Raw genomic sequence first — 26,092 nt, 5'->3', positions numbered from 1 at the left:
GGGTCCCGACGCTAGCCGAGCAGTCCGGGAGGCCGGGACGGGCCGGGTGGGCGGTGGCGATCGGGGTCGCCACCGCCCCCGTGGCTCAGCTGCCCCAGATCGCGGTCGCCCACTCCGGGTGGTCGATGAACGGGTTGCGGTTGCCCTGCCAGTTGTCGTAGATGACCTGGTTGCGGCGCTTCTCGAAGGCGTCCGGCGGGTCCGCCCGGTTCCACTGCAACAACACCGACAACTTCCCGATGTACGGGGCGCTGCCGTTGTTCACCGACTGGTTCAGCTCCAGGTTGGCCCAGCCGTCGCCGCCCTCGTACCGGATCGCCATATACATGATCATGCGGGCCACGTCGCCCTTGACCGCGTTGCGCGGCTCGAACGAATCGCCGTCGGTGTAGTTGCCCGGCGCCTCCGCGACGGTGCTGCCGCCGGTGTCGAAGTCCTTGTTGCCGCGCGCCGAGTTGACCGAGACGTCCTCCGGCCGCAGGTGGTGCACGTCGGTACCCGGCCCGGTCGCGGTGCCGAAGTCACCGTGCGACTTGGCCCAGACGTGCTCGCGGTTCCAGTCGTTCGGGTTGCCGCCGTTGGTGTTCTTGCTCTGCGACCGCCCGCTGTAGAGCAGGATGACGTTGCCCGAGTTCGCCGGATCCTGGTCGGTGGCCTTCAACGCCTCCCAGACCTGGTCGTAGCTGAGCTTCGTCTGCACCCGGATCACGTTGTGCAGGGCGCTACGCAGCGCAGGACCGGTCTTGCCGATCGCGCTCGCGTAGTACGTCCGGTCGTAGTCGCCGGCGGGCGGGCTCGCCGTCGGACCGGTCGTCGGCGTCCGGGTCGGGGTCGGAGTCGGGGTGGAACCGCCCAGGCTCATCCCGGTCGGGTCCTTCAACCCGCCGTGGGCGAAGTAGGCGGTCAACGTTCCGGTGACGGTGACCAGCCGGCCCCGCAGTCCCGGATTGGACTGGAGACCGAAGGTGCTCCGGTAGGAACTGGTGACCTGGACGTAGAGCATCCGTCCGGTCGCGGTCTCGCTCGCCAGGTCGGCGATCGCGATGGCGGTGTCGCCGGTGAAACCGGACCTGAGCACCGTGTTGGTGGCCGTCGGCTGACCGATGACGTACCCGGTCACCGAAGCGGACCTACCGTCCTGGGCGGCGAGTGCGCCGGCCACCGTCAGGCTCGCCGCCGCCGACGCCGAGATCGCCGCGACCGGCACCCCGACCCCGATGACGAGTACGAGCCCGACCGCCAGGCGCCACGTACGCGCGCCGACGATCCTCCTGATATCCATACCTGGCGATGCTAATCGAGATCATCACGGTCACGTCATGCGTGCATGGTCATACTTCCCGCGTACAGCAGGTGAACGGGACCCGGCTACTCGCACGGGCGGTCCGGGGACCATCATGATCGGGTGGAGTCCGGCCGTACGCCATCTGTTTCCTGCGTTTTCGTCTGCCACGACGGCAACGGGCGGGTGTTGCTGGCCCGGCGCGGTGCCGGCGCCCGCGACGAGCCCGGCACCTGGGACACCGGCGCCGGGGCGCTGGAGTTCGGCGAGACCTTCGAGGCCGCCGTCACCCGCGAGGTCGGCGAGGAGTACGCCACCCGCCCGCTCGACATCACCACCCTCGGCGTACGCAACGTGCTCCGGGACGAGCCGCCGTCCCACTGGGTCGCGGTGGTCTTCGCGGTACGGGTGGACCCGGCCACGGTCACCATCGGGGAGCCGCACAAGTTCGACGCACTGGACTGGTTCACCCTCGACGCCCTGCCCGAGCCGCTGCACTCCCAACTCCCACCGACGCTGGAACTGTTCGCCGCGACCGGGGCCGACCCGCGACGCGCGGGCGGTCGTACCGCATAGGGTTTCTCTCATGATCTGCCGAGCGTGCCGCGAGCGGCGGCATGACCAGTGCCCCGGCCGGAACTGGTGCGACTGCCAGCACCGGGTCCCGACGCCGACCCCGCCGGTGACCGGACCGGCCGGCGAATGAGCGACCCCACCCCGGCCGCGTCCCCGCCGCGCCCGCCCGCCGAGGTCGACCCGGTGCCGAAGACTCCCGGCGCGGACGGCCCCGATCCGTCGATCCCCGTCACCGACCCCCGGACCCCGATCCGCCGCCTCTGGCCCGCGCCGGACGACACGCCGCTGGACGACACCGCGCTCGCCACCCTGTACGGGCGGACCGAGCAGCCGCACCTGCGGGTCAACTTCGTGTCGAGCGTCGACGGGGCGGTGGCGGTCGACGGCTTCTCCGCCGGCCTGTCCAGCGGGCCGGACAAGCGGGTCTTCGGCGTGCTCCGGATGCTCTGCGACGCCCTCGTGGTCGGCGCCGGCACCCTGCGCCAGGAGAACTACGGCCCGGTACGCCTCGACGAGCGCCGCCGGGCCTGGCGGCGCTCGCACGGGCTGGCCGAGTACCCGACCCTGGTCGTGGTCTCCGGGGCGCTGGACCTCGACCCCCGGCAGGCGGCCTTCGCGCAGGCCCCGGTCCGCCCGCTGGTGCTCACCCACGGCCGGTCCACCCCACCGGCCGGGCTGACCGCCGTCGCCGACCTGATCCGGGTCAGCGCCGATCCGATGGACCCGAAGACCCGGTTCGAGGAGTCCACCGAGATCGGTCTGGTGAACCAGGTCGGCCTGGTCGACCAGGACGACCGGATCGACCTGGTGGACCGGGTGGACCTGGCGGCCGGGCTGGCCGAACTGCACCGTCGCGGCCTGCGGCAACTGCTCTGCGAGGGCGGCCCGTACCTGTTCGGCGCGCTGACCACCGCCGACCTGGTGGACGAGGTCTGCCTGACCGTGGCGCCGTTGCTGGCCGGGGCCGGGGCGGGCCGGATCACCGCCGGTACGCCGAGCCCGCCGCGCGGGATGGGGCTGCGACACCTGCTCGCCGCCGACTCGACCCTGCTGCTCCGCTACGCCCGCGACTGACCGGGCACGGCCGCGACCGACCGGTGGCGGGATCGACCGGCGTTCATCCACCCGGACGATATTTATCAGTCTTCGTCTATAGAGTGATTGGCGGTTTACTGACAGTCTGCATGGACGCCCGCGATGGCCCGCCCGTGCAGCCTCCACGAGGAGATCGTCGATGACCGCGCCAGTAGCCGACCGCCCGGACGAAACGCAGACCGTTTCCGAGGCGGAGGCGGAGGCGACGGACTCGGCGACGACGGACCAGGAGGCGGCGCAGACAGAAGCGGCGGCGGAGGCGGCGGCGGACCCGCCGGTACGGGAGTCGTTGGCCGGGCGGATCGCGGCCGGGGTGGAGACCGTCCTGCTGGCGATCGGGGTGATGCTGCTGGCGGTCACCCCGAAGCCGCCGATGATGGGCGACGGTCTCGCCCGCTACCAGGCCCTGGTCGAACTGCTCGAACAGCACCGGCTGCCCGGCACCCAGTACTCGATGATCGGGCCGCTGTTCGCGACGCCACTCTGGGCGGTCGGCCGGGGCTACGGCAACACCCAGGTCTGGCTGGTGCAGTACAACTTCATGCTGTTCATGCTCGCCCTCGGCGCGATCTACCTCCTGCTGCACGGCCGGCTGGCTCCCCGTACGATCCGCCGTCTCCTGCTGCTGCTGGTCTCCGCCAGCATGATCGCCGCGCACGTCCAGGACTTCTACGGTGAGGTGTTCACCGCGACGACCGTCGGCGTCGGGCTGCTGGCCGTGACCCTGCCGGACACCAGGTGGGCGACCAGGGCCGCCGGTTGGTGTGCCATCGTGCTCGGCGTCGCCAACACCCCCGGCTCGATCGTCGCGCTCGGGCTGGTGGTCGTGCTGCTCTGCCTGCGGCGCCGCCGGGTGCGCTACCTGGCGGCCCTGCCGGTCGCCGCCGCCCTGATCGTCGGCGAGTCGTGGTGGCGCTTCGGCGATCCGTTGCACGCCTCGTACGCGGGGCACGGTGGCGGTCCGACGGTGCTGCCGTACTCGGGGCAGCCGGGTTTCTCCTACCCTTTCCTGCTCGGGCTGGTCGCCATCCTCTTCTCCTTCGGCAAGGGCCTGGTCTGGTTCACCCCGGGCCTGTTCCTCCCGGTCCGCGAGCGGTTGCGGCAGGCCGGGGACGAGCTGTGGACCGTCTGGCTGCTCTGGGCGGGGTTCGTGGCCGGACTGGTGCTGCTCTACTCCCGCTGGTGGGGCTGGTACGGCGGCATGTACTGGGGTCCGAGGTTCTTCCTGATCGCCATGCTGCCCGCCGCGCTGGCCCTGGCCGTGTCCCTGGCACCGGGCCGGGCCGGGCCGTGGACGAACGTCGCGACGCTGGGCGCGCTCGCGCTCTCGGTCTGGGGCGCCGCGAACAGCCTGGTGTACGGCCAACTGCGGCCGTGGACCTGCTACGAGAACAACTACCACCTGGAAGGGCTGTGCCACTTCACGCCCGAGTTCAGCCCGCTCTGGTACCCCTTCGTCGACACCCCGGAGCTGACCGGGCTGCAACGCGGCAGCCTGGTGTTCTACGGCGTACTCCTGCTCTGGCTCGCCGCCCCGGTGCTGGGCCGGCTCGCCGGGCAGGTGTCGGCGGCCGTGGGCGGACAGCGCGAGTTGCTGGCCCGGCGCACCTGGCACTGGTAGCCGGCGCCCGCTAGCCGGCGCCCGGCCGGCACCGGTTGCCGGCGCGGGATGCCTAGTCCGGGGACGGCACCTGCGGCGTGCCCTGCGACGGCACCTGCGACGGCACGATCGGACCGGCGAACAGGTCGGTCTGGCCGTCGACCCGCAGACCGGCGGTGGCGTGGGCCGGTGCGGGGCGATCGGTCACCGGCTGCCGGGAGTAGAGCCGGGCCTTCGGGTCGGGACCGGGCCGGGCGACGACCGGGCAGGTGACCAGGTGGATCGGTGCCGGTGGTGGTTCGAAGCCTCGGCTGCCCCACCGTACCCAGATCGGGACCCGGCCGGCGGCGGCCTCGGCCAGCAGCTTCTCCACCGAGCGGCGGCGGTCGGTCCGGTCGATCTCGACCGCGAGCGGTGGGCCGTCCGGTCGGGCGCAGGCGACGTCGAGGAACGAGTGCCGGTGGGCGTACGGCGGCGGCAACGGCAGTACGCTGGCCGCCCGGCGGTACACCCGCCAGCCCCGACCGGTCGCCCAGGCCACGATCTCGTCCGCGAGCAACGCGGTGACCTGCTCCTGGCTCCGGTCGACGAAGGTGAGCGCGGCCAGCCGGTCGGCCAGCGACGCGGCGATCAGTTCACCATCCCCGGCAACGTCCACCGCGTCACGCTAGCGCCTGCGGCGGAGGTTCTCGATGTTCAGGTGGCGGGGGCGGTCGTCTTCCCGGTCGGCGACGACGCGTCGGACATCCACCGTGCCACGCTCGGCGTCGACGGCGACCACTCGGTGATCCGTGCCGACCGGCCGAAACTTTACGGCCTGCGATATGGCCTTCTACCTGAGAATACTCACGACTATCTATCTCTTGTGTAGTGAAAACTTTCGATTCATACTTCGGAATGTTTCACCACCGTGGGCCATCCGGCAAGCCCTCCGGCGCTATCGGCCCCCACCACCATGAAGGGGAACGCATGAAACAACTCGTCCGGCTGCTCGGCGCAGCCGGGGCCGCGGCGGCGCTGGCACTGGTGAGCCTGACCGTCGCCACCCCCGCGGCCGCGGCCACCCTGACCGAGGTCACCAACTTCGGCACCAACCCCAGCAACCTGCGGATGCACCTCTACGTACCGGACCGGGTCGCCGCCCGACCGGCGATCCTGGTCGCCGTGCACTACTGCACCGGGACCGGACCCGCCTTCTACTCCGGAACCCAGTTCGCCCAACTGGCCGACCAGTACGGGTTCATCGTGATCTACCCGACGGCCACCCGCAGCAGCCAGTGCTTCGACGTCTACACGCCGCAGGCCCTGCGCCGCGACGGCGGCAGCGACCCGGTGTCGATCCTGTCGATGGTCCGGTACGTCCAGCAGCGGCACAACGGCGACCCGGACCGGGTGTACGCCACCGGGGCCTCGTCCGGCGCGATGATGACCAACGTCCTGCTCGGCAACTATCCCGACGTGTTCAAGGCCGGTGCCGCCTTCGCGGGCGTACCGCACAGTTGCTTCGCCACCACCGACGGCTCGACCTGGAACAGCCAGTGCGCCAACGGGCAGGTGATCCGTACCGCGCAGCAGTGGGGTGACCTGGTGCGCAACGCGTACCCGGGCTACACCGGGGCGCGGCCACGGATGCAGTTGTGGCACGGCACCAACGACGAGACGCTGCGGTACCCGAACTTCGGCGAGGAGATCAAGCAGTGGACAAACGTCCACGGGCTGAGCCAGACCCCGACGTTCACCGACACACCGCAGTCCGGCTACACCCGCACCCGGTACGGCGGCAGCGGCGGCACCGCCCCGGTCGAGGCGATCAGCATGCAGGGCGTGTCGCACAACCTGCCGATCAACGCGGCCGAGGCGATCCGCTTCTTCGGCCTGAACAGCACCACCCCGCCGACCACTCCACCGCCCACCACACCCCCGCCGACGACTCCGCCGCCGACCACACCCCCGCCCACCACGCCGCCGCCGACCACGCCCCCGCCGACGACGCCTCCGCCGACCACCCCGCCGGTGGGCAGCGGCTGCGCGGTCGGTTACACCGTCAACGCGTGGAACACCGGCCTGACCACGGCCATCACCATCAGCAACCGGGGTAGCGCCCCGATCAACGGCTGGACCCTGGCCTTCACCCTGCCGGGCGGGCAGACCATCACCTCCGGCTGGAACGCCAGCTACAGCCCGAGCAGCGGCGCGGTGACCGCGCGCAACGTCAGCTACAACGGCACCATCCCCCCGAACGGATCCACCAGCGTCGGTTTCCAGGCCACCCACACCGGCAACACCGGTCGACCGGCCTCGTTCACCCTCAACGGCGTCACCTGCACGATCAGCTGAACCATCGGCCGTCCGGGGTGACATCCCACCGTCCCGTCACCCCGGACGGCCGCCCGCGCGTTCCGGCCCGGCAGCGGTGGCCGGGCCGCGACCGTACCCGGAGGTCCCGCCGCAGGTCACGGCCGGGCAGCGGCGGCCCGGGCCGCGACCCCGCCCGCCGGGTCCGCACTCCCACCGGCCGGGCGGCGGTACGACGTGAAACCCGCCACCGGCGCAGCGCCTCCGCCCTGCCCCAGGCGCGTCGACTTGGCGCGCTGTCGTACAGGTGGGGCAGGATGCAACACGTGTCGTGTCTTGAGCAGAAAGCCACCCCGGTCCGCGCGTCGGAGCCGACCCACGGATCGACCCCGGTCCGGGCGTCGGAGCCGACCGGAGCGCGGCGATGAGCACCCCGCCGGTCGGCGTCGACCCGGCCGACCCCGGTGCGGTGGTCGGCCGGGTGCTGGGCACCGCCGACGCCACCCCGTTGCAGTTCTGGACCGCCGTCGGACCGGACAGCTACCTGCAACTCGACGACGTGGTGGTGACCCGGCGTGAGCTGCCCGACCGGGAACCGGTGACGATCGCCGGGGTGGTCACCCAGGTCCGGGCCCGGCACGAGGGCGCGCAGTTCGACTCGGACGTCTTCGCCATCGCCGACGGCACCCTGCCGGCCCAGGTGCAGGAGGCCGCCGAGATCACCACCACCCGGGTCGACCCGGAGTTCTACGTGCCGCCGTCGCCCGGCGCGCTGGTCTACCGGGCCCAGGGCGAGGCGCGCGACTCCGCCCTGCACTTCGACCGGATGGAACGGCGGGTGCCGATGGGCACCGGCCGGGACGGGGTGCCGGTCTTCCTCAACGCCGACTTCCTCGACGGCAGCCGGGGCGCCCACGTGTCGATCTCCGGCATCTCCGGGGTGGCGACCAAGACCAGCTTCGCCACCTTCCTGCTCTACTCGGTGTTCCGCTCCGGCGTGCTCGGCGGCGACGCGGTCAACGCCAAGGCGCTGATCTTCAACGTGAAGGGCGAGGACCTGCTCTTCCTCGACCACCCGAACACCCGGCTCGACGCGGCCACCACGGCGGCGTACGCGAAGCTGGGGCTCACCGCCGGGGCGTTCCCGGACGTGCGGGTCTACGCCCCGCCGAGGGCCGGGGACGCCTCCGGCACCCCGGACGTGAGCAGCCGGCTGACCGGGGTGGACAGCTTCTACTGGACGCTGAGCGAGTTCTGCTCCGACCGGCTGCTGCCGTACGTCTTCGCCGACGCCGACGACGAACGCCAGCAGTACACGATGGTGGTCCACTCGGTCACCGCCCACCTGCACCGGTACGCCCAGCCGGCCGACGGCGGGATCAGCATCGACGGGACCCGGGTGCACTCCTACCCCGACCTGGTCGACCACGTCGTGGAGCAGCTGACCGACGAGGAGACCCGGTCCACCTGGGCCGGCAGCGCGATCAACACCGGCACGGTGAACGCGTTCGCCCGCCGCCTGATCAACAGCAAGAAGGACCTGGCCCGGCTGATCCGGGGCGACCTGGCCAGCCGCCGCCCGCACCGGATCAACACGGCCGAGAGCGCCCAGGTCACCGTGGTCGACCTGCACAACCTGCCGGACCGGGCGCAACGGTTCGTGGTCGGCGTGACGCTGAAGACCGAGTTCGAGAACAAGGAGAAGACCGGCACCGCCAAGCCGCTGCTCTTCGTGGTCCTCGACGAGCTGAACAAGTACGCCCCGCGCGAGGGCTCCTCCCCGATCAAGGAGGTGCTGCTCGACATCGCCGAACGCGGCCGCTCGCTCGGGGTGATCCTGATCGGCGCCCAGCAGACCGCCAGCGAGGTCGAACGGCGGATCGTCACCAACTCGGCGATCCGGGTGGTCGGCCGGCTCGACCCGGCCGAGGCGTCCCGCCCCGAGTACGGCTTCCTCCCCCCGGCGCAGCGCCAACGCGCGCTGCTCGCCAAACCCGGCACGATGTTCGTCAACCAGCCGGACATCCCGGTCCCGCTCTGCCTGGAGTTCCCCTTCCCGGCCTGGGCGACCCGGGTCTCCGAGGCCGGTCAGGCCCCCTCGGAGACGCTGCGCTCGATCACCCAGGCGGCCGACCCGTTCGTGGTGGTCGGCTCCGGGGCCGGCGCGCTCACCGACGACGACATCCCGTTCTGAGGACCCGACCGTGAAGATCCTGCACACCTCCGACTGGCACATCGGCAAGGTCCTCAAGGGACAGTCACGGGTCGCCGAGCAGGTGGCGGTGCTGACCCAGGTGGTGGAGGTGGCCCGCGCCGAGCAGCCCGACCTGGTGATCGTCGCCGGTGACCTCTACGACACCGCCGCGCCCACCCCGGAGGCGACCCGGCTGGTCACCCGCGCGCTGACCGCGCTGCGTAACACCGGGGCGCAGGTCGTCGCGGTCGGCGGCAACCACGACAACGGGCCGGCGCTGGACGCGCTGCGGCCGTGGGCCGACGCCGCCGGGGTGGCGCTGCGCGGCAGTGTCCGGGACACCCCGGACGAACACCTGGTCGACGGCGTCACCGCGACGGGCGAGCGGTGGCGGCTGGTCGCGCTGCCGTTCCTGTCCCAGCGGTACGCGATCCGCGCCACCGAGATGTACGAGCTGACCGCCGCCGAGGCGAACCAGACGTACGCCGACCACATCGGGCGGCTGATCCGGCGGCTCACCGAGAGTTTCACCCAACCGGACCGGGTGCACCTGCTCACCGCCCACCTGACCGTGGTCGGCGCGATGGCCGGCGGCGGCGAGCGGGAGTCGCAGACCGTACTCGGTTATGCGGTGCCGGCGACGATCTTCCCGACCAACGCGCACTACGTGGCCCTGGGCCACCTGCACCGGTCCCAGCAGGTGCCGGGCCCGGCCCCGATCCGGTACAGCGGCAGCCCGCTCGCGATCGACTTCGGCGAGGAGGAGAACCGCCCCTCGGTCACCATCGTCGAGGTCACCACCAGCACCGCCGCCCGCGTACGCGAGGTGCCGATCACCGCCGCCTCGCCGCTGCGTACGGTCCGGGGCACCCTGGCGGAGCTGGGCGAGATCGAGGCACCGGAGGGCTGGCTGCGGGTGTTCGTCCGGGAGACGCCCCGGGCCGGGCTGCGTGAGGAGGTGCAGGCCCTGCTCCCCCGCGCACTGGAGGTCCGGGTCGACCCGGACATGCTGTCCACGGCCGGGCGGGTGCGGTCGGCACCGAGGGCCGGCCGGTCGGCGCGGGAACTGTTCGGCGACTACCTGGACAGCCGGGCCCCGGACGAGCACGGCGTACGCGAACTGTTCGACGAGCTGTACGAGGAGGTGGACCGGTAGTGCGTCCGCTCCGGCTGGACCTGGCGGGCTTCACCGTCTTCCGGGAGCCCACCACGATCGACTTCACCGACGCCGACTTCTTCGCCCTGGTCGGGCCGACAGGTTCGGGCAAGTCGACGGTGCTCGACGCGATCTGCTTCGCCCTGTACGGCACCGTGCCGCGCTGGGGCGGGGGCCGGGGCATCGCCAACGCGCTCGCCCCGTCGGCGGTCGAGGCGCGGGTCCGGCTGGTCTTCGACTCCGCCGGCTCCCGCTACGTGGCGACCCGGGTGGTCCGGCGGGACAGCCGGGGCAACGTCAAGACCGGCAACGCCGGGCTGCAACGGATGCCCGACGGCTTCGACGTCACCAAACTCGACACCGGGATGAGCCCGGAGGACCTCGGCGAGGCCCTGGCCGGCACCCCGGCCCAGATGGACGCGGCGGTGCTGACCGCCGTCGGTCTGCCGTACGAGCAGTTCACCAGCTGTGTGGTGCTGCCGCAGGGGCAGTTCGCCGACTTCCTGCACGCCAAGCCGGCCGCCCGGCAGGAGATCCTGGTCAACCTGCTCGGGCTGGGCGTCTACCAGAAGGTGCAGGAGGGTGCGACCAAACGCGCGGTCGAGGCGGAGGCGCAGCTCGCCGCCGTCGACCAGGTGCTGGTCGGGCTCACCGACGCCGACGAGGCCACCCTGGCCGCCGCCACCGAGCAGGTCGCCACGATGCACCGGCTCGCCGAGGACGTGCGGGCGGCCGTACCCGAACTGGACCGGGCCCGCGCGGCGGCGGACGCGGCGGCGGCCCGGCTGACCGCCCTCGACGGCGAACTCGCCGAACTGGACCGGATCCACCCGCCGGCCGACGTCGCCGCCGTGGCGCAGGCGGTCGCCGACGCGCGGGCCGCGGCGGCGGAGACCGTCGCGGCGGTCACCCTCGCCGAGGAACACGAGGAGAAGGTACGCGGCGAGCTGGCCTCGGCCGGCGACCCGACCCTGCTGCGGCTGCTGTTGCAGGCGCACACCGAACGGGACCGGGTGGCCGCCGAGGCGGACGCCCTCGGGGCCGGGCTGACCGGCGCCGAGACCGACCACGGCGCCGCGCTGGCGGCACTGGAACGGGCCCGCGTCGACGCCGAACGGGCGAGCGTGGAGCTGGAGGCGGCCCGCCGGGCGTACCAGGAGGCGCAGACCGCCGACCGGGCCGCCGCGCTGCGCGGACACCTCGTCGCCGGGGCGCCGTGCCCGGTCTGCGAGCAGGAGGTGCACGTGGTGCCGGCGGTCCCGGCCGGCTCCACGGTGACCGCCGCCGAGGCCGCCGGGCACGCGGCCAGGACCGCCGCCGACGCCGCCGCGAAGGTGGTCGCCGAACGGGACCGGGCCGCCCGCGCCCTCGAACGCGACCTCGACCGGGCCCGCGCCCGGCACGAGCAGCTCGGCGCCGCCCTGGCCGAACTGGACACCCGACTGACCGACTCCCCCGGCCCGGCCGCCCTGCGCCGCGAACTCGCCGCCCTGGACCGGCTGCGCGGGCAACTCGACCAGGCCGGTACGGCCGTGCGCACCGCACGGGAGGCGTCCCGGCGGGCGCGGGCCGGCGTCGAGGCGGCCGAGGAACGGGTCCGGCTCGCCGGGCGGGACTTCGACACCGCCCGCGACCGGATCGCCCGGCTCGGCCCGCCCGCCGTCGACCGGGACGACCTCGCCGCCGCCTGGGCGACCCTGCGCGACTGGGCGGGACGGGAGGTCGACCGGCGCCGGGCCGACCGGGTCGACGCCGCCGCCGAGGTGGACCGGGCCCGCGACGGTGTCGACGCCGCCGTCGCCGGGATCGCCGCCCTGTTCACCGCCGCCGGAACCGAACCGGGCCGGGCCGGCACCGACCCGGTGGGCGCGGCGGCGGTCGCGGTGGTCGCCGCCGAGGCCGAACAGCGGCGCCTGGCACAGCGACGCGAGCAGGCCGAACAACTCGCCGAGAAACGGGCCGTGCACGAGACGCAGGCGCGTACGGCCCGGTCGTTGGCCGGGCACCTGCGGGCCAACAACTTCGAACGCTGGCTGCTCGCCGAAGCCCTCGACCTGCTCGTCGACGGCGCCTCCCGGATCCTGCGCGACCTCACCGGCGGGCAGTACGAGCTGACCCACGACAAGGGCGAGTTCTACGTCGTCGACCAGCACGACGCCGGGCTGCGCCGGGGCGTACGGACGCTGTCCGGCGGGGAGACGTTCCAGGCCAGCCTGGCCCTGGCACTGGCCCTGTCCGAACAGCTCGCGGGCCTGTCCACCACCACCGCCAGCCTGGAGTCGATCCTGCTCGACGAGGGCTTCGGCACCCTCGACGTGGCCACCCTGGACACGGTCGCGGCCACCCTGGAGATGCTCGCCGCCCGAGGTGACCGGATGGTCGGCGTGGTCACCCACGTACCGGCGCTCGCCGAACGGGTGCCGGTCCGGTTCGAGGTCCGCAAGGACGCCCGTACCGCACGGGTGGAGCGGATCGGATGACCGGGGTGCAGGCGCCACCGCCGCGCTACTACGTCGACGGCTGGGACCCCTCCTACGGGGCCTCGTTCGAGGCGGCCGGCGGGCCGGCGGCACCGAGCAGCGCACAGGTCGACGCGACCGTCGAGATGCCCGCCGAGCAGTGGCGGGCGGTGGGCGTACCGGACGGGTTGCGGGCGCCGGACGTGGTGCTGCTCGTCGACGGGGTACGCCGGATCGACGCCAGCGTCTGGACCCGCGAGGACGACGGTGCCTCGTACCCGGGCATCGCCGCCTCGTACGCCGCCGGGGTGGTCCGCTGCGACCTGCGGCGCGGTGTGGCCGAACTGGCCGGGTCGAAGGTCGCCCGGGGGCTGTTCACCGCCAGCCCGTCGGCCGGGGACGTGCTCGCCGGGCAGGTCCGCTACACCCTGCACCGGGTCGGCGGCACCGGTGAGCTGAGCAAGCTGCCGGCCGCCGTGCAGGGGCCGCTGACCGCGCTGGAGGTCGAGGTCTCCGACGCGGCCAGGACCGACGACGACCTGCTGGTGCTGGACGGGCCGCTGCGCAACCGGCGCGACCTGCCGCGCGCCATCGGCTACATCAAGACCCAGCACAGCCAATACCTGGACGCCGGGCTGACCGCCGTGGTGACCCGGCTGGCGGCGGGTGAACGGTCCCCGGTGTTCAAGCTCGGCACCGCCTGGGGCGGCTACTCCTGGTACCTGCGGCTGCCCGGCACCACCGGCGCCCCCTGGGCCGGGATCGTCCGGGTCGAGTGCTCGGCCGAGCTGGACGTGCCGGAGGCGATCGGCCTCGCCGACCGGTCCCTGGTGACGCTGCCCCGGTTCGCCTCGTCGCCGTACAAGGATCCGCGGGCGCCGCAGAACCTGATCCCGATCGCCGGGCTGGAGCGGCGGCTGCGCGCCCTGCTCGGCGACGCCCGGCTGCTGCACCGCACGCTGACCATGAGCGCCAACCGGGTACCGCGTTGACCCGGTGACTCCGGCCATGGTCGCCGGCCCGGTGACACTGCCCCGGTGACGCTGGCCATGGTCGCCGGCCCCGCCGGGCGGTAACGGCGATACTGGGCGACATGGCACGCAAGCGAGGTCCGGACCGGCTCGCCGTACGGGTCGACACCGGGCTCGCCGAGCTGGTGCCCGACCCCGACCGGCCGCGATCGTTCACGCTCAATCTCGACGGCGCCCCGCAGTCGCACGTCGACCTGGACGACCCGACCCACCTGGAGTTCGAGTACGTCCGGCGGATGGCCGCCGCGATCGACCTGGTCGCCGCGACCGGTGCGCCGCTGCGGGTGCTGCACCTCGGCGGCGGCGCGCTGACCCTGCCCCGGTACGTGGCGCAGACCCGCCCCGGCTCGACCCAGCGGGTGGTCGAGGTCGACGCCGCCCTGGTCGAACTGGTCCGGCGGGAACTGCCCTGGCCCCCGCAGGCCCGGCTGAAGGTACGGGTCGCCGACGCCCGCGAGGCGCTGGCCGGTTCACCCGACGACTCGTACGACCTGGTGGTCGGTGACGTGTTCGCCGGTGCCCGGACCCCGGCCCGGCTCACCTCGGTCGAGTTCGCCGCCGAGGTGGCGCGGGTGCTCCGCCCGGCCGGCACGTACCTGGTGAACATCGCCGACGGGCCGCCGCTGAAACACGTCCGGGGTCAGGTCGCCACGGTCCGGTCGGTGCTGCCGCTGGCCTGCCTGGTGTCCGACGCGGCGGTGCTGCGCGGCCGCCGGTACGGCAACCTGGTGCTGGTCGCCGGACGGGTGCCACCGCCGGTGGCCGAATTGACCCGGCGTGCGGCCGGTGACTGGTTTCCCGGCCGGGTGCTGGCCGACGAGGAGCTGGATCGGTTCACCGGCGGCGCCAAAGTCGTGGTGGACGCCACCGCGACCGCCTCCGCCCCGCCACCGGCCGGCACCTTCGGCATCGCCGGGTGATCCCGGCCACAGGAGGTCGGGTGAGCCGCCTCGCACCGGGCTGTTTTCGCCTCGCCGAGGATCCGGTCGGCCACGGTTGATCCGGAGCCGGTCGGAATCCGTACCCCACGGTGCCCGGATGACGGGAAGCGGAGGGGTGAATGCACACGGTGACCGAAGAGCGGCCTGTCGACCTGGTCCGGGCGGACTGGGTGCGCGCCCCCCGACCCCGACGGGATATCGAAGGCGGGGGCGGTATCGACGCCCGATTCGCGGCCGGCAATGATGGGCGCGTGACGCCACGATCGGCTACCGGCCGCCACCAATCCGGATCAGCCGAGGCCAACCGTTCAGACGATTTGGTTCGGCTCCTTTACGAGCAGCATGCCGGCCCTTTGTTGATGTTCGTGCTCCGGCTCACCGGCGGCGACCGACAACGGGCCGAGGACGTCGTACAGGAAACGCTCCTGCGTGCCTGGCGCAACGCGCACCGGCTCGGTGCCCAGGGACAGACGTCCCTACGGCCCTGGCTGGTGACCGTCGCCCGGCGCATCGTCATCGACGAACATCGCAGCGGTCAGGCCCGGCCGGCGGAAACCTACGACCGGGATCTGGAAACCTTCTCCGAAGCCGACGAAACCGAACGGGTGCTCCGCCTGATGACGGTTACCGACGCACTCCGCACACTGAGCGACTCGCATCGGGAGATCCTGGTCGCCACCTATTTCCGGGGCCGCACGGTGCCGGAGGCCGCCGAGGAGTTGGGGCTGCCGCTGGGCACCGCCAAGTCCCGGGTCTACTACGCGCTACGCGCCCTGCGGACCGCGCTGCAACAGCGGGGGGTGACCGAATGAGCCGGTCCGACCACTTCGACGTCGCGTCGTACGCCCTGGGCGTGCTCGACGAAGAGGACACCGTACGGTTCGAGGAGCACCTGGCCGACTGCTGGGCCTGCGCCGGTGAGCTGGAAGAGTTGCTGCCGGTGGTCGACCTGCTCGGCGAGGTCGACCGGGACGACCTGGCGGTGATGGAGCGGTCCACCGCCGACGACACCATGGTCACCCGCGCGTTGAACGTGGTCAGCCTGGACCGGCGCCGGGCCCGCAGCCGGCGGATCCTCAGCCTGGCGGCGGGTGTGGTCGTGGTGGCGCTGCTGAGCGGGCTGGCCCTGGTGGCCGGGGCGAGCTGGGTCGGCGGCGGGTCGAACCCGACCGCCCTGCCCACCCCACGGCCGCCGGCCTCGACGGGCAACCCGCCGAATCCGGGCGGCGGCTTCGGCGGCCCCGAACTGGGTGCGGGCGAGAAGCTGACCGTCACCGACCAGAGCACCGGGGTCAAGGCCGACCTGCTCCTGGACGACCGGCCGTTCGGCACCCAGATCTCGTTCGCGCTGAGCAACCTCACCGGTCCTCGGGTCTGCCGACTGGTGGTGTTGCGCAAGAACGGTGAGCCGGAGGTGCTGTCGAGCTGGAAGGTGCCGCCGGAGGGTTACGGCACGCCGGCCCGCCCGGAACCGCTGCTGCTGCAGAGCACCACCTCGGCGCAGCGGGCCGACATCGACCGGATGCAGATCCAGGCGATCGACGCCAAGGGAGCCGCGACGGCACTGGTCACCATTCCCCTCTGAGCGTGGCGCCTGGGCGGAGAACCATCACCCTCGACGTCGCCGGTGTACGAGAGTTCGGCGACACGTACTCGTAGTGCCCGGGCCGACCGCCCCTGCGGGCGGGCCGGCCCGGGCGAGGGCCGGTGGCGGTTGCCGATCCGGGTTACGGGCGGACGGACAGGGCGTGGTGGAAGACGTCGCGGGTGCCGCCGTCAGTCCCTGATGGACGGCCACGCCGGCCGCTGCGGCGATGGCTGTGCTGCGTAACAGGCTCCGCCTGGTGTGTTCCCCCATGGACGTGTCTCCTCTGTGCTCGGTGGCGACCTTGCCGGACCGACGCTACGCAGCGTGGTGTGCCCGGAAAATCCCGCTGACCGGAGGCTTGCACCGGGGGCTGGCCCCACCACTCACGGGGGACGTGGTGGTGCCGCGACCACTCTGCCGCCGGTCGGCGGCCACGACGGGGATTCCCGATTCGCGGACGGGAACCCTAGGCGGTGGGCAGGTCGGCCCGGCCGCCGAGGCGACGGAAGACGTCGTGGGTGACGGAACCGGGCTCGGCCACGTAGACGATCATCCGCTGGTCGGAGTCGGCCAGGTGCAGCACCTGGCACTCGAACTCCAGCGGACCGACCTCGGGGTGCGTCACCCGCTTCATGATCCGCCGCCGGACCTCGACCTCGTGGTCCGCCCACAGGTCCGCGAACCGGGTCGAGGTGGCCAGCAGTTCGGCGACCAGTTCCTCGATCCCCGGATCTCCCGGATAACGCCCGTACGCGGCCCGCAGGTCGGCGACCGAACTGCGGGCGAACCGGAGGGTGTCGGCTTCGTTCCAGTGCGGGTCGGTGGCGGGCCGACGGAACATCCAGCGGATCATGTTCCGGTCCGACTCCGGCACCGCCGCCAGGTCCCCGACGAAGTACGTCGCCAACCGGTTCCAGGCCAGCACGCCGTACGTGGCGTCGACGACGTACGCGGGGGTCTCGACCATCGCGTCGATCAGGTGCCGTACGCCGGCCGTCACCTCCCGGCTCGGTCCGACGGTGGCGGGCGGGTTCTCCCCGGCGACCCGGAACAGGTACTCCCGCTCGTCCCGGGTGAGCATCAGCGCCCGGGAGAGCGCCAGCAGCACCTGCCGGGACGGGTGCGGGCCCCGCCGCTGCTCCAGCCGGATGTAGTAGTCGATCGACATCCCGGCGAGCTGGGCCACCTCCTGCCGGCGCAACCCCGGCGTACGGCGCCCGATGCCCTCGGGCAGGCCGGCGTCGGCCGGACGCAGCCTCGCCCGCCGGCTGCGCAGGAACGCGGCCAGCTCGTCGCGCCGCAGCCCGGAGGGGTTCGCCGTCGTCATGGGTTCCATGGTGCTCCGCCCCGACCGGTTGTGGGTGGTACCGGTGGTACCAGCCTCGACCGGTCTCTCCCGACCGGTCCCGTCCGGCGGCACGCTCGGCCCATGACAACCAACCTGACCGCTTTGATCACCGGGGCGAACAAGGGAATCGGGTTCGCCACCGCCCGGCAGCTCGCCGAACGCGGTTACACCGTGCTGCTCGGCTCCCGCGACCCGCAGCGCGGCCGGGAGGCCGAACGGGCACTGCGCGCCGACGGCGCCGACGCGCACGCCGTCGCACTCGACGTCACCGACGAGGCGTCGGTCGCGGCGGCCGCGAAGTGGGTCTCCGACCGGTACGCCCACCTGGACGTACTGGTCAACAACGCCGGCATCGCCCGGGGCGACGGAACCGGGCGGCCGAGCGAGACCCGACTGGCGACCCTGCGCGAGGTGTACGAGACGAACGTCTTCGGCGTCGTCGCGGTCACCAACGCGCTGCTGCCGCTGCTGCTGGCCGCCCCGGCGGCGCGGATCGTCAACGTCGGCAGCGAGGTCGGCTCGATCGGCCTGCTGAGCGATCCGGCGCACCCGCTGTTCCCGATCGCCTCGGTGCCGTACCCGTCGTCGAAGTCGGCACTGAACATGGTCACCGCCATGTACGCCAAGGAACTGCGGGACGGCCCGATCAAGGTGAACGCGGCGAATCCCGGCTACTGCGCCACCGACCTGAACAACCACGGCGGATTCCGTACGCCGGACCAGGGCGCGCAGGTGAGCGTGCACCTGGCGACCCTGGGCGCGGACGGGCCGAGCGGCATGCTCTGGGGCTTCCTGATGGACGGCGGCAACGACGTGTACGGGGTGCTGCCCTGGTGACCGCCGCTACCCGACACCGGCGGCGGGGCGGCGCTGCTTCGGCACCTGCCGGTTGAAGCACGGGTGCAGCGCCACGACCAGTGCTTCCTTCGTACCCTGCGGGTTGTCCATCTGCTGCCAGCGGACCGTGCGGCGGCCCAGCCAGTCGGCGATGTCGGCGGCCGACGCCGCGCTGTCCGGGGTGTCGAGGAGCTGGCCGACCTGGTCGTGCAGCACCGACGACCCCCGGCTGCCGGTCAGGTGCTGCCGGAGCCGCCGCCGCAGGTTCCCCGTCCACCCGACGTAGACCACCGCACCCTGGTCGAGGACCACGTGCACGCCGGGTGAGCTGGGAGCGCCGGCGGCGGCTTCGACGGTGTACGGCTGGGCGACCGAAAAACCCGCCAGCAGATCGGCGTACGTGATGTTGACCATGCCCGGACGTTACTGATCCGGGCCACCGCTGTCACCTCACCCGGACCTCCGCCGCCGATCAGATGGGTACGGGAATCCGTCCGCGACAGTTCAACGGTTTGCTGTGAAATTGTCCACCGTCTATCACCTCATCCGCTCGGCGGGGATCCGCGTACTTCCCCGTGACCTGCCAAGCTGAGGAGGACACGTGGCACTGATCAAGCGAACCGCGACCATTGCGAGCACGCTGGCCGCAATGACCGTGGTGGCCGCACTGACGGCCTGCGCCCCGGCCGGGTACGACGCGACCCAGGCCGCCGCCGACACCGAACCGGTGGCGAACGCGGCGGCCGAGGCGGCGGCAGCGCCGAGCGCCACTCCGGAACCGTCGGAGTCCGCCGCTCCGAAGCCGAACGCCCCTCTCACCACCGAACTGAACGGCAAGAAGGTCGCCAAGATGGGTGAGGTGGTCACCGACCAGAAGGGGTGGATCCTCTACCGCTTCGACAAGGACTCGGCCAACCCGCCGACCAGCAACTGCAACGGTGACTGCGCCATCCTCTGGCCGCCGGCCCTCACCGACGGCAACACCGAACTGACCGGTGTCGCCGAGGACAAGGTCGGCGAGGTGACCCGCGACGACGGCACCCGTCAGCTCACCATCGGCGGTTGGCCGGTCTACCGCTACATCGGTGACCTGAAGCCGGGCCAGTGGAAGGGCCAGAAGGTCGGCGGCACCTGGTTCGTGGTCGCGCCGGACGGCAAGAAGAACCTGAGCTGCCTGCCCGAGGGCACCCCGAAGCCGGTTCCGCTGCCAGCCGACGGCGAGGGCGGTGCCGCCGAGACCGGCGGCGACTCGTACTCGTACTGATCGGTGGCCACCGACGCGGCGGCCGGCCGTTGCCGTCAGGGCGCGGCCGGCCGTCGCCGGTGGTGGTTGGTACCGGTTGGATCGGTACGGGTTCAGCTCGCGGCGGCGAGCCGCCGCCGTGGGGCGGCCGGTTCGGCGACGGGTCCGACGGCCGGTTCCGGCATCGGGACCGGCGCGGGAGCCGGGACGGAGACCGGCGCGGGCACGGTGACCGTGCTGGCGAGCATGGAGCGGCTGACGGAGGTGAAGGCGTGCGGAGCGTTGACCGCGACCAGTCCGACGAGGCGACCCTCGTCGTGGTAGCCGACCAGCACCCCCGCGCGGGCCACGTCACGGCGACCGGGACGCAGCTCGGTGACGGTCACCTCGGCGTGCTGCGGCAACTGGCCGCAGACCTGGATGCGCAGCCCGTACTGGTCGGACCAGAAGCGGGGCACCAGGGTGACCGGGGGCACCTCCCGGTCCCCGGCGAGCAGGGTGTGCGCGGCGGCCCGTCCCTGGTGCAGCGCGGCGATCCACTGTCCACAGCGGACCGGCCGGGCGGAGTAACGCAGGTTCGGCCAGCGGGCCACGGTGCCGGCGGCGACGATTCCCTCGGCGCCGAGCACCCGCAGGCTCTCGTCGCACAACACCCCGTCGGTGAGGTCGAGTCCGCTGCCGTCGAGCCAGTCGACGTCGGGTCGCTCGCCGGTGGTCGTCACGACCAGGTCGGCGTGGATCTCGTCGCCGTCGTCCAGTTCGACCAGCCAGCCCCGCCGACGCCGGTTCAGTCCGGTGACCCGGCGGCCGAGCCGCAACTGCACCCCGTCGCGGGCCACCTCCTTCGTCACCAGCCGACCGGCGGTCTCGCCGACCGCGCGGCCCAGGACGTACGGCGACGAGTCGACCAGTACGGCGTCGCGGGCCAGGGTGCGTACCGCGGACGCGACCTCGCAGCCGGTCAGACCGGCCCCGATCACCACCACCCGGTCGGCGTCGCGCAGGGCACCGCGCAGCGCCCAGGCGTCGGCGAGCGTACGCAGGGTGTGCAGGCCAGGTTCGCCGACCGGCCAGTCCCGGGGCAGCGCGGCACGGGCACCGGTGGCGATCACCAGGCCGTCGTAGCGGAACCGCTCGTCGGTGTCGGTGGTGACGATCCGGCGGTCCGGGTCCAGGTGCACCGCGCGCCGGCCGAGATGCCAGGTGATGTCGGCACCGTCGAGCACCGGCATGCGTACGTCGCTCGGTCGCCGGTGTCCGGTGAGCAGCCCCTTCGAGCAGGCCGGTCGGTCGTACGGGGCGTCCGGTTCGCCGCCGAGCACGCGTACGTCACCCCGGAAACCGGCCCGGCGCAGTTCCTCGGCGGCGGCCACCCCGGCCCGTCCGGCACCGACCACCACTATCCGGTCGTACGCCGAGTGCGGTCCACGCCGCCTCACGGCGCACCGTCCCGGCGGTGCACCCCCGTGCCGCCGCCCGAGGTTCCCGTGCCGCTGCGTGAGGGTACGGAACGCGGGCCCGGACGGGGTCGGAGGCGTCGGGCGGCGCGGGTGGGCCGGTCGGGATCGGTGTTCGGTTCGGGTTCCGCCGCCGGTCCGAGGTCCGGGTCGGTGACCGGGAGCGGGGTGAGCACAGTGGTCGGCACCCGGTTGAGGGTAATGGCCCGGGCCGGGCAGACCTCGACGGCTCGGATCACCGCGTTGGTCTGGTCGGCCGCAACCATGGACCGGTACGCCAGCCGCCCGTCCCCGCGCAGGGTGAACACGTCCGGTGCCTCGTGTTCGCAGAAGCCGAACCGGGCGCACCGGTTGGCGTCCACGTCGATGGTGATCTCCTGCCCGCGTCGTCGGGCGGCGAACCGGTCGCCGAGGTCGCGCCGCAGGTCGCCGGCCCAGGGTGTGGTGGTGAACCAGAGCGCGACAGTGGACAGCCAGGCCACCAGTACGCTGCCCCAGACGGCGGGCGGGCCGACATCCGAGCCGGAGATCAGCACGTGCGCGACGAGCAGCATGAACGCCACGTACGTCAGCGCGTGCAGCGCCCGCCACCGGGAGTACCCGAGCCGACGCTGGATCAGTACGGACAGCGTGGTGGCGAGGAGCAGTTCGAGCGCGATCACCCCGACCCCGATCCCGATCGGGTCGTCCGGGTTGAGGAAGGGAATGAACTGGTCGACCAGCCGGACCGGGCCACCGGGTGAGGCGAGCTGGGTGAGGGCGTGCACCAGGCCGAGGCAGAGCCCGAGCAGGGCGATCGTGGAATGGGTGGCGTGGGCGGTCGAATGGCGGATCCGGGTCAACGCCCAGCCGTTGCGCAGGACCAGGCCGGACAGCACCGCGAGCCAGAGCAGGAAGAATGAAATAAATCCCACGGTCGCGGCGATGAGATGCACACTTTCCTGCGCACTGCGCACGCCAGCGGTCCTCCTATTCCAGATGGCACCGACCTAACGCCGGGTGTCTATATCATTCAGGGCTACCAGCCAGTATGGTGCCCTGGGCGCAAAAGTCAAGGCGACCCTGACCAACCTTGTGGCCTGGGCATTGAACCGTACCCATCGGCCGAACGGACGATGTCCGGGGTTGATCGCCGCCGACATAAGTTCCACTTAAGTAAGACCTAAGAATTCCGTATCTTCGTGGCCCCGGATTGACGTACGGACAATATGATCCGTACGGTTTCCGGGCAGTCGAAGATTTGTTGATTGTCAGGGGAGGTGAGCCGATGTTGACCGCACTGCCTCGTTCGCGGCACCGGTCGGTGACGATGATCACCGCAATTGCCGGCGCCCTGCTCGGTGGCGTGCTCGGCGCGCCGGTGGCGGCGGTCGCCGCCCCACTGTCCGGCCAACCTGCACCGGCCCTGGCCGCACCGGCGCAACCGGCACGGCAGGCGGTGGCACCGGCCGCGCACCCGTCGGGCGGCCCGGTCAGTGGGGAGGTGCCGAACCCGCTCGCCGAACTGCCGGCCAAGCCCTCCGCCGCCGGGCCGGTCGGTCCGGCCGACCGCGACCTGCTGGTCAAGGTCAAGCTGGCCGGGCTCTGGGAGATGCCGGCCAGCGACATGGCGGTTGCCAAGGGCGCCTCGGCGAAGGTCAAGGAGGTCGGCGGGAAGATCGGCCCCCAGCACATGGTGCTGGACGACCTGGTGAACAAGGCCGCGGCGAAACTGGGCGTGCCGTTGCCGACCGAGCCGACCCCCGAACAGAAGGGCTGGCTCGCCGAAATGCAGCGCGCCTCCGGCGCCCAGTTCGACCTGGTCTTCGTGGAGCGGCTGCGGGCCGCCCACGGCAAGATCTTCCCGGCCATCGGCGCCGTCCGCTCCGGCACCCGCAACGAGGTGGTCCGGGAACTCGCCGCACAGGCCAACGCGTTCGTCCTGACCCACATCACCCTGCTGGAGAGCACCGGCCTGGTCGACTACGAACGCCTTCCGCTACCCCCGGCTCCCGCCCCCGCGGCCGCCGCGGCGGCCGTCGTCGGCGGCACCGGCTCGATTCTCAGTGGTGTCGACACCCGCGCCGCCACCGGCGGCGTCAACCCGACCGTCGTCTGGCTCGTGCTGCTGGCCGCGCTGATCGCCGGCGCCTACAGCATGGTCCGCCTGATTCGCCCCCGCTGATCAACCCTCGAAGGAAGAGGTGGCTCCACGTGTACGACAGCCCCGCCCGCAGTACCCGGCAAAGCCGGTCACCCCGCCCGCAACGCCGTACCCGGCTGATCGCCGTACTGGCCACCGTGGTCGTCTTCGGCGGCATCGTCGCGGTCACCCAGGTCTCCTCGGCGGGAACCAACTGGCGCGGTAGAGGCGCACCATGCCCAGCGGCGACCACCCCGGCGAAGTCCACGGCGAGCGCGTCGCCCGGGGCGAGCGCACCGGCGGCGACGCTGAGCCCCGGTGCCCCGGCCCCGACCGGCAGCGCGCCGAACCCGGCGAACCCGGCCGCCGCGTACCACGACCACGGTTCCATCCAGCACCCCGGCGACGGGCAGGAGGCCCCGATCGCCGGTACGCAGAACCGCCAGCAGGACCGCAACAAGGGCCGCAACTGCACCCCGCGCCCCGGTACGTCGTCCAGCGCTCCCCCGGTCGGCAACCCGGCCAACCCCGGCGCCCCGCTGGAGATCCTCGGCAACAGCTGCGAGCAGAGCCAGAAGACGGCGCACGACGGCTTCCAGAACGGTGACCGCTGCGTCAGCACCGAGTTCGGTGAGGTCGGTACGGCCGAGGACAACCCGTCGCTGCTGATCACCAACGCGCCGCGCCGGGTCCGGGTGAACCAGTCGTTCACCATCCGGGTCAGCACCCGCAACCTGGTCCGGGACCGGTTCCTCGCGGCCGGGCAGGGTGGCTACTACAAGGAGAGCTCCTTCCTGACCGCCGACGGCCTGGTCCGGGGCCACTTCCACACCGCCTGCCGGATGCTGACCAGCGATCGGGCCGCGCCCGATCCGGCGCCGGTGCCGGCGTTCTTCGTGGCGACCGAGGACGGCAAGGGCGGGGTCCAGGCCGACGAGGTCACCGTGACCGTGCCCGGTCTGCCGGCCGCCGGTGAGGCCCAGTGCGCCTCGTGGGCCGGTGACGGTTCGCACCGGATCCCGATGATGCAGCGGGCCAACCAGATCCCGGCCTTCGACGTGGTGCGGATGACCGTCACCAGGTGATCCGGCTCCCCGGCGCCGATACCGGCGCCGGGGGCAGGTCTTCCCGGAGCAGGCGCGGGCACACCGACGCCGGTCCCCTCCACGGCGGTGTGTTCACCGGTCCCCAACCATCCCCCACAGCTGGTCCGGCGACCATGCGGACGGACAGGAAGGACGGCTCCACCAGGCCAGACAGCTGACCTGCTCCGGGTAGGGCGGGCACCGGGACGCGCACGGGCGTCCCGGTGCCCGCCCTTTTCGCCGTACCGGCCGGTCACGCCCCCTCGACCGGGTCCGGCGCGGGGTACGTGGCACAGTGGGGCGGTGACCGAGACCGGGCCGGCGGCGACCCGCACGATGCGTCCGCCGGACGGCTACGCGCTGGCCGCCTCGGTCGGACTGCTGGCGATGGGGGCGCACGACCCGTGCGCCCGGTTCGTCGACGGGGCGTTCTGGTGGGCCACCCGTACCCCGGTCGGGCCGGGGACGCTCTCGTTGCGGCGTACCGGTGGGGAACTGCTGGCCACCGGTTACGGACCCGGCGGCGACTGGGTGGTCGAGCGGGCCGACGCGGTCGCCGGGCTCCGCGACGATCTCAGCGGCTTCGCCGCCCTCGCCACCCGCCATCCGGTGGTGGCCGAACTCGCGCAGGTTCACCGCGGGCTGCGGCTGCCCGCCACCGGGCAGATCTTCCCCCGGCTGCTACGGACGATCATGGAGCAGAAGGTCACCGGCAAGGAGGCGTACCGGGGTTACGCGGCGACGGTCCGACACTTCGGCACCCCGGCACCGGGGCCGCTGGGGTCGCTCTGGGCACCGCCGGACCCGGCCGACGTGGCCGCGGCGCCCTACTGGGTGTTCCACCCGTTCGGGGTGGAACAGCGGCGGGCCGACACGCTGCGCCGGGCCGCGGCCGTCGCCGACCGGCTGGAGCGGTGCGCGGACTCGGCCGAGGCGACCCGGCGGCTGGTCTCGATCGCCGGCATCGGGCCGTGGACCGCCGCCGAGGTGGTTCGGACCGGGTACGGCGACGCCGACGCGGTCAGCGTCGGTGACTACCACATCCCGAACACGGTCGCCTGGGCGCTCGCCGGGCAGGCGCGGGCCGACGACGCCCGGATGCTCGAACTGCTGGAACCGTTCCGGGGCCATCGCGGTCGGGTCTGCGTGCTGCTGGCCGCTGCCGGCGTCCACGCCCCCCGATACGGCCCCCGCATGCCGATCCGCTCGTTCGCCCGCTTCTGAGCACCTGTCAGCGCGCACCGGCGGTGAGGCGGCGCAGGGTGGCGGCGAGGTGTCGGGCGTACAGGTGCTGGAAGGCCACCGCGAACGGCCCGGCGGCGGTCATCAACACCCCGGCCGGACGGCTGAACGCGGTGACGCCGAACCAGACCTCGCCCCGGTCGTCCCGCTCGACCAGGAACGCCTCCTCGCCCCGGGCCGGATGACCGGGCAGGGTGCCGTAACCGAAACCGGCCCGCGAACCGTCGGCCACCGCCCACACCACCTGGCAGGGTGCGCGCAGCCGCAGCGGGCCGACGCCGAGCCCGGAGACCACCGTGACGCCCTCGGCGGCGCGCGGCGCGGTCGCCTCGATCCGGACCCCGGCCGCCCGGTGCAGCCGCCAGTCGAGGATCGCGTCGCCGGCCGCCGCGAGGTCCAGCCGGCCGAGCGAGGTGCGGTAGCGCAGGTGCCGGTAGCCCGACGGGAGCCGGCCCGTCCGGGTCGCACCCACCTCGCCGTACGTCAGCGCGTCCACCTCGGCACACCCCCAGCCGCCGCCACATTCAAGATCATCCTCAGC

23 protein-coding genes are annotated in these 26,092 nt (G+C 72.7%); 16 read left to right on the top strand and 7 right to left on the bottom strand.

Annotated elements, in window-relative coordinates:
* Positions 1 to 85: 85 nt before the first annotated feature.
* Positions 86 to 1,282 carry an endonuclease gene (locus ACZ6QQ_RS07100; RefSeq protein ID WP_465874927.1) on the bottom strand — a complete coding sequence of 399 codons (1,197 nt, stop codon included), beginning with the start codon at positions 1,280 to 1,282 and terminating at the stop codon, positions 86 to 88.
* A 123-nt stretch (positions 1,283 to 1,405) separates the two neighbouring features.
* On the opposite strand from ACZ6QQ_RS07100, the gene ACZ6QQ_RS07095 reads away from it, so the two are divergent.
* The 3 genes from ACZ6QQ_RS07095 to ACZ6QQ_RS07085 all read left to right on the top strand — a co-directional run bounded on the left by ACZ6QQ_RS07095 (position 1,406) and on the right by ACZ6QQ_RS07085 (position 4,574).
* On the top strand, positions 1,406 to 1,858 hold the full coding sequence (locus tag ACZ6QQ_RS07095) for an NUDIX domain-containing protein (protein WP_465874926.1): 453 nt from the start codon (positions 1,406 to 1,408) through the stop codon (positions 1,856 to 1,858).
* 126 nt (positions 1,859 to 1,984) lie between these two features.
* A complete protein-coding gene (locus tag ACZ6QQ_RS07090; protein ID WP_465874925.1) occupies positions 1,985 to 2,932 on the top strand; it encodes a pyrimidine reductase family protein in 948 nt (315 codons plus the stop codon).
* A gap of 160 nt (positions 2,933 to 3,092) precedes the next feature.
* Entirely contained in the window at positions 3,093 to 4,574 is a 1,482-nt protein-coding gene (locus tag ACZ6QQ_RS07085) for a hypothetical protein (RefSeq protein ID WP_465874924.1), read from the top strand.
* A gap of 52 nt (positions 4,575 to 4,626) precedes the next feature.
* On the opposite strand, the gene ACZ6QQ_RS07080 is transcribed toward ACZ6QQ_RS07085, so the two are convergent.
* A complete protein-coding gene (locus ACZ6QQ_RS07080; protein ID WP_465874923.1) occupies positions 4,627 to 5,211 on the bottom strand; it encodes a hypothetical protein in 585 nt (194 codons plus the stop codon).
* Between the two features lie 311 nt (positions 5,212 to 5,522).
* Between ACZ6QQ_RS07080 and ACZ6QQ_RS07075 the strand changes: the two genes are divergently transcribed.
* The 8 genes from ACZ6QQ_RS07075 to ACZ6QQ_RS07040 all read left to right on the top strand — a co-directional run bounded on the left by ACZ6QQ_RS07075 (position 5,523) and on the right by ACZ6QQ_RS07040 (position 16,214).
* Positions 5,523 to 6,890 carry an extracellular catalytic domain type 1 short-chain-length polyhydroxyalkanoate depolymerase gene (locus ACZ6QQ_RS07075; RefSeq protein WP_465874922.1) on the top strand — a complete coding sequence of 456 codons (1,368 nt, stop codon included), beginning with the start codon at positions 5,523 to 5,525 and terminating at the stop codon, positions 6,888 to 6,890.
* Positions 6,891 to 7,272: 382 nt separating this feature from the next.
* A complete protein-coding gene (locus ACZ6QQ_RS07070) occupies positions 7,273 to 9,042 on the top strand; it encodes an ATP-binding protein (protein ID WP_465874921.1) in 1,770 nt (589 codons plus the stop codon).
* A 10-nt stretch (positions 9,043 to 9,052) separates the two neighbouring features.
* Positions 9,053 to 10,198 (top strand): metallophosphoesterase family protein, encoded by a 1,146-nt coding sequence (locus ACZ6QQ_RS07065; protein WP_465874920.1) that lies wholly within the window; start codon positions 9,053 to 9,055, stop codon positions 10,196 to 10,198.
* Positions 10,198 to 12,678 carry an AAA family ATPase gene (locus ACZ6QQ_RS07060; RefSeq protein WP_465874919.1) on the top strand — a complete coding sequence of 827 codons (2,481 nt, stop codon included), beginning with the start codon at positions 10,198 to 10,200 and terminating at the stop codon, positions 12,676 to 12,678. The genes ACZ6QQ_RS07065 and ACZ6QQ_RS07060 overlap by 1 nt, the downstream gene beginning before the upstream one ends.
* A complete protein-coding gene (locus ACZ6QQ_RS07055; protein ID WP_465874918.1) occupies positions 12,675 to 13,649 on the top strand; it encodes a hypothetical protein in 975 nt (324 codons plus the stop codon). Before ACZ6QQ_RS07060 ends, ACZ6QQ_RS07055 begins: the two co-directional genes overlap by 4 nt.
* A 101-nt stretch (positions 13,650 to 13,750) precedes the next feature.
* Complete coding sequence (locus tag ACZ6QQ_RS07050; protein ID WP_465874917.1) at positions 13,751 to 14,608, top strand: spermidine synthase; 858 nt, start codon at positions 13,751 to 13,753, stop codon at positions 14,606 to 14,608.
* 140 nt (positions 14,609 to 14,748) lie between these two features.
* The gene (locus ACZ6QQ_RS07045) at positions 14,749 to 15,441 is read left to right on the top strand and encodes a sigma-70 family RNA polymerase sigma factor (RefSeq protein WP_465874916.1); all 693 of its coding nucleotides are present in this window, start codon (positions 14,749 to 14,751) and stop codon (positions 15,439 to 15,441) included.
* Positions 15,438 to 16,214, top strand: coding sequence for an anti-sigma factor family protein (locus ACZ6QQ_RS07040; protein ID WP_465874915.1), 777 nt, complete (start codon positions 15,438 to 15,440; stop codon positions 16,212 to 16,214). Before ACZ6QQ_RS07045 ends, ACZ6QQ_RS07040 begins: the two co-directional genes overlap by 4 nt.
* Positions 16,215 to 16,683: 469 nt before the next feature.
* Here the strand turns inward: ACZ6QQ_RS07040 and ACZ6QQ_RS07035 are convergent, their stop codons facing one another.
* Complete coding sequence (locus tag ACZ6QQ_RS07035) at positions 16,684 to 17,544, bottom strand: helix-turn-helix transcriptional regulator (protein ID WP_465874914.1); 861 nt, start codon at positions 17,542 to 17,544, stop codon at positions 16,684 to 16,686.
* Positions 17,545 to 17,646: 102 nt separating this feature from the next.
* On the opposite strand from ACZ6QQ_RS07035, the gene ACZ6QQ_RS07030 reads away from it, so the two are divergent.
* Positions 17,647 to 18,402, top strand: a complete 756-nt coding sequence (locus tag ACZ6QQ_RS07030) for an SDR family oxidoreductase (protein ID WP_465874913.1) — start codon at positions 17,647 to 17,649, stop codon at positions 18,400 to 18,402.
* A gap of 6 nt (positions 18,403 to 18,408) precedes the next feature.
* Here the strand turns inward: ACZ6QQ_RS07030 and ACZ6QQ_RS07025 are convergent, their stop codons facing one another.
* Positions 18,409 to 18,816 carry a GIY-YIG nuclease family protein gene (locus tag ACZ6QQ_RS07025; RefSeq protein ID WP_465874912.1) on the bottom strand — a complete coding sequence of 136 codons (408 nt, stop codon included), beginning with the start codon at positions 18,814 to 18,816 and terminating at the stop codon, positions 18,409 to 18,411.
* Between the two features lie 187 nt (positions 18,817 to 19,003).
* Between ACZ6QQ_RS07025 and ACZ6QQ_RS07020 the strand changes: the two genes are divergently transcribed.
* Positions 19,004 to 19,666, top strand: coding sequence for a hypothetical protein (locus tag ACZ6QQ_RS07020; RefSeq protein ID WP_465874911.1), 663 nt, complete (start codon positions 19,004 to 19,006; stop codon positions 19,664 to 19,666).
* A 92-nt stretch (positions 19,667 to 19,758) separates the two neighbouring features.
* On the opposite strand, the gene ACZ6QQ_RS07015 is transcribed toward ACZ6QQ_RS07020, so the two are convergent.
* Positions 19,759 to 21,084: an NAD(P)/FAD-dependent oxidoreductase gene (locus tag ACZ6QQ_RS07015; protein ID WP_465874910.1), complete on the bottom strand. Its 1,326-nt coding sequence runs from the start codon at positions 21,082 to 21,084 to the stop codon at positions 19,759 to 19,761.
* A complete protein-coding gene (locus ACZ6QQ_RS07010; RefSeq protein ID WP_465874909.1) occupies positions 21,081 to 22,058 on the bottom strand; it encodes a ferric reductase-like transmembrane domain-containing protein in 978 nt (325 codons plus the stop codon). Before ACZ6QQ_RS07010 ends, ACZ6QQ_RS07015 begins: the two co-directional genes overlap by 4 nt.
* Positions 22,059 to 22,369: 311 nt before the next feature.
* Between ACZ6QQ_RS07010 and ACZ6QQ_RS07005 the strand changes: the two genes are divergently transcribed.
* The 3 genes from ACZ6QQ_RS07005 (at position 22,370) to ACZ6QQ_RS06995 (ending at position 25,533) form a co-directional block, all read left to right on the top strand.
* The gene (locus ACZ6QQ_RS07005) at positions 22,370 to 23,266 is read left to right on the top strand and encodes a DUF4142 domain-containing protein (protein ID WP_465874908.1); all 897 of its coding nucleotides are present in this window, start codon (positions 22,370 to 22,372) and stop codon (positions 23,264 to 23,266) included.
* Between the two features lie 29 nt (positions 23,267 to 23,295).
* Complete coding sequence (locus ACZ6QQ_RS07000) at positions 23,296 to 24,309, top strand: Pecanex-like protein 1 (protein ID WP_465874907.1); 1,014 nt, start codon at positions 23,296 to 23,298, stop codon at positions 24,307 to 24,309.
* A 303-nt stretch (positions 24,310 to 24,612) separates the two neighbouring features.
* Positions 24,613 to 25,533 carry a DNA-3-methyladenine glycosylase family protein gene (locus ACZ6QQ_RS06995; RefSeq protein WP_465874906.1) on the top strand — a complete coding sequence of 307 codons (921 nt, stop codon included), beginning with the start codon at positions 24,613 to 24,615 and terminating at the stop codon, positions 25,531 to 25,533.
* A gap of 7 nt (positions 25,534 to 25,540) precedes the next feature.
* On the opposite strand, the gene ACZ6QQ_RS06990 is transcribed toward ACZ6QQ_RS06995, so the two are convergent.
* On the bottom strand, positions 25,541 to 26,047 hold the full coding sequence (locus ACZ6QQ_RS06990) for a DUF1990 family protein (protein ID WP_465874905.1): 507 nt from the start codon (positions 26,045 to 26,047) through the stop codon (positions 25,541 to 25,543).
* Between the last annotated feature and the right edge of the window lie 45 nt (positions 26,048 to 26,092).

The organism is Micromonospora sp. NPDC049529 (assembly GCF_055586685.1).
This window is presented reverse-complemented; position numbering and strand designations above follow the sequence as displayed.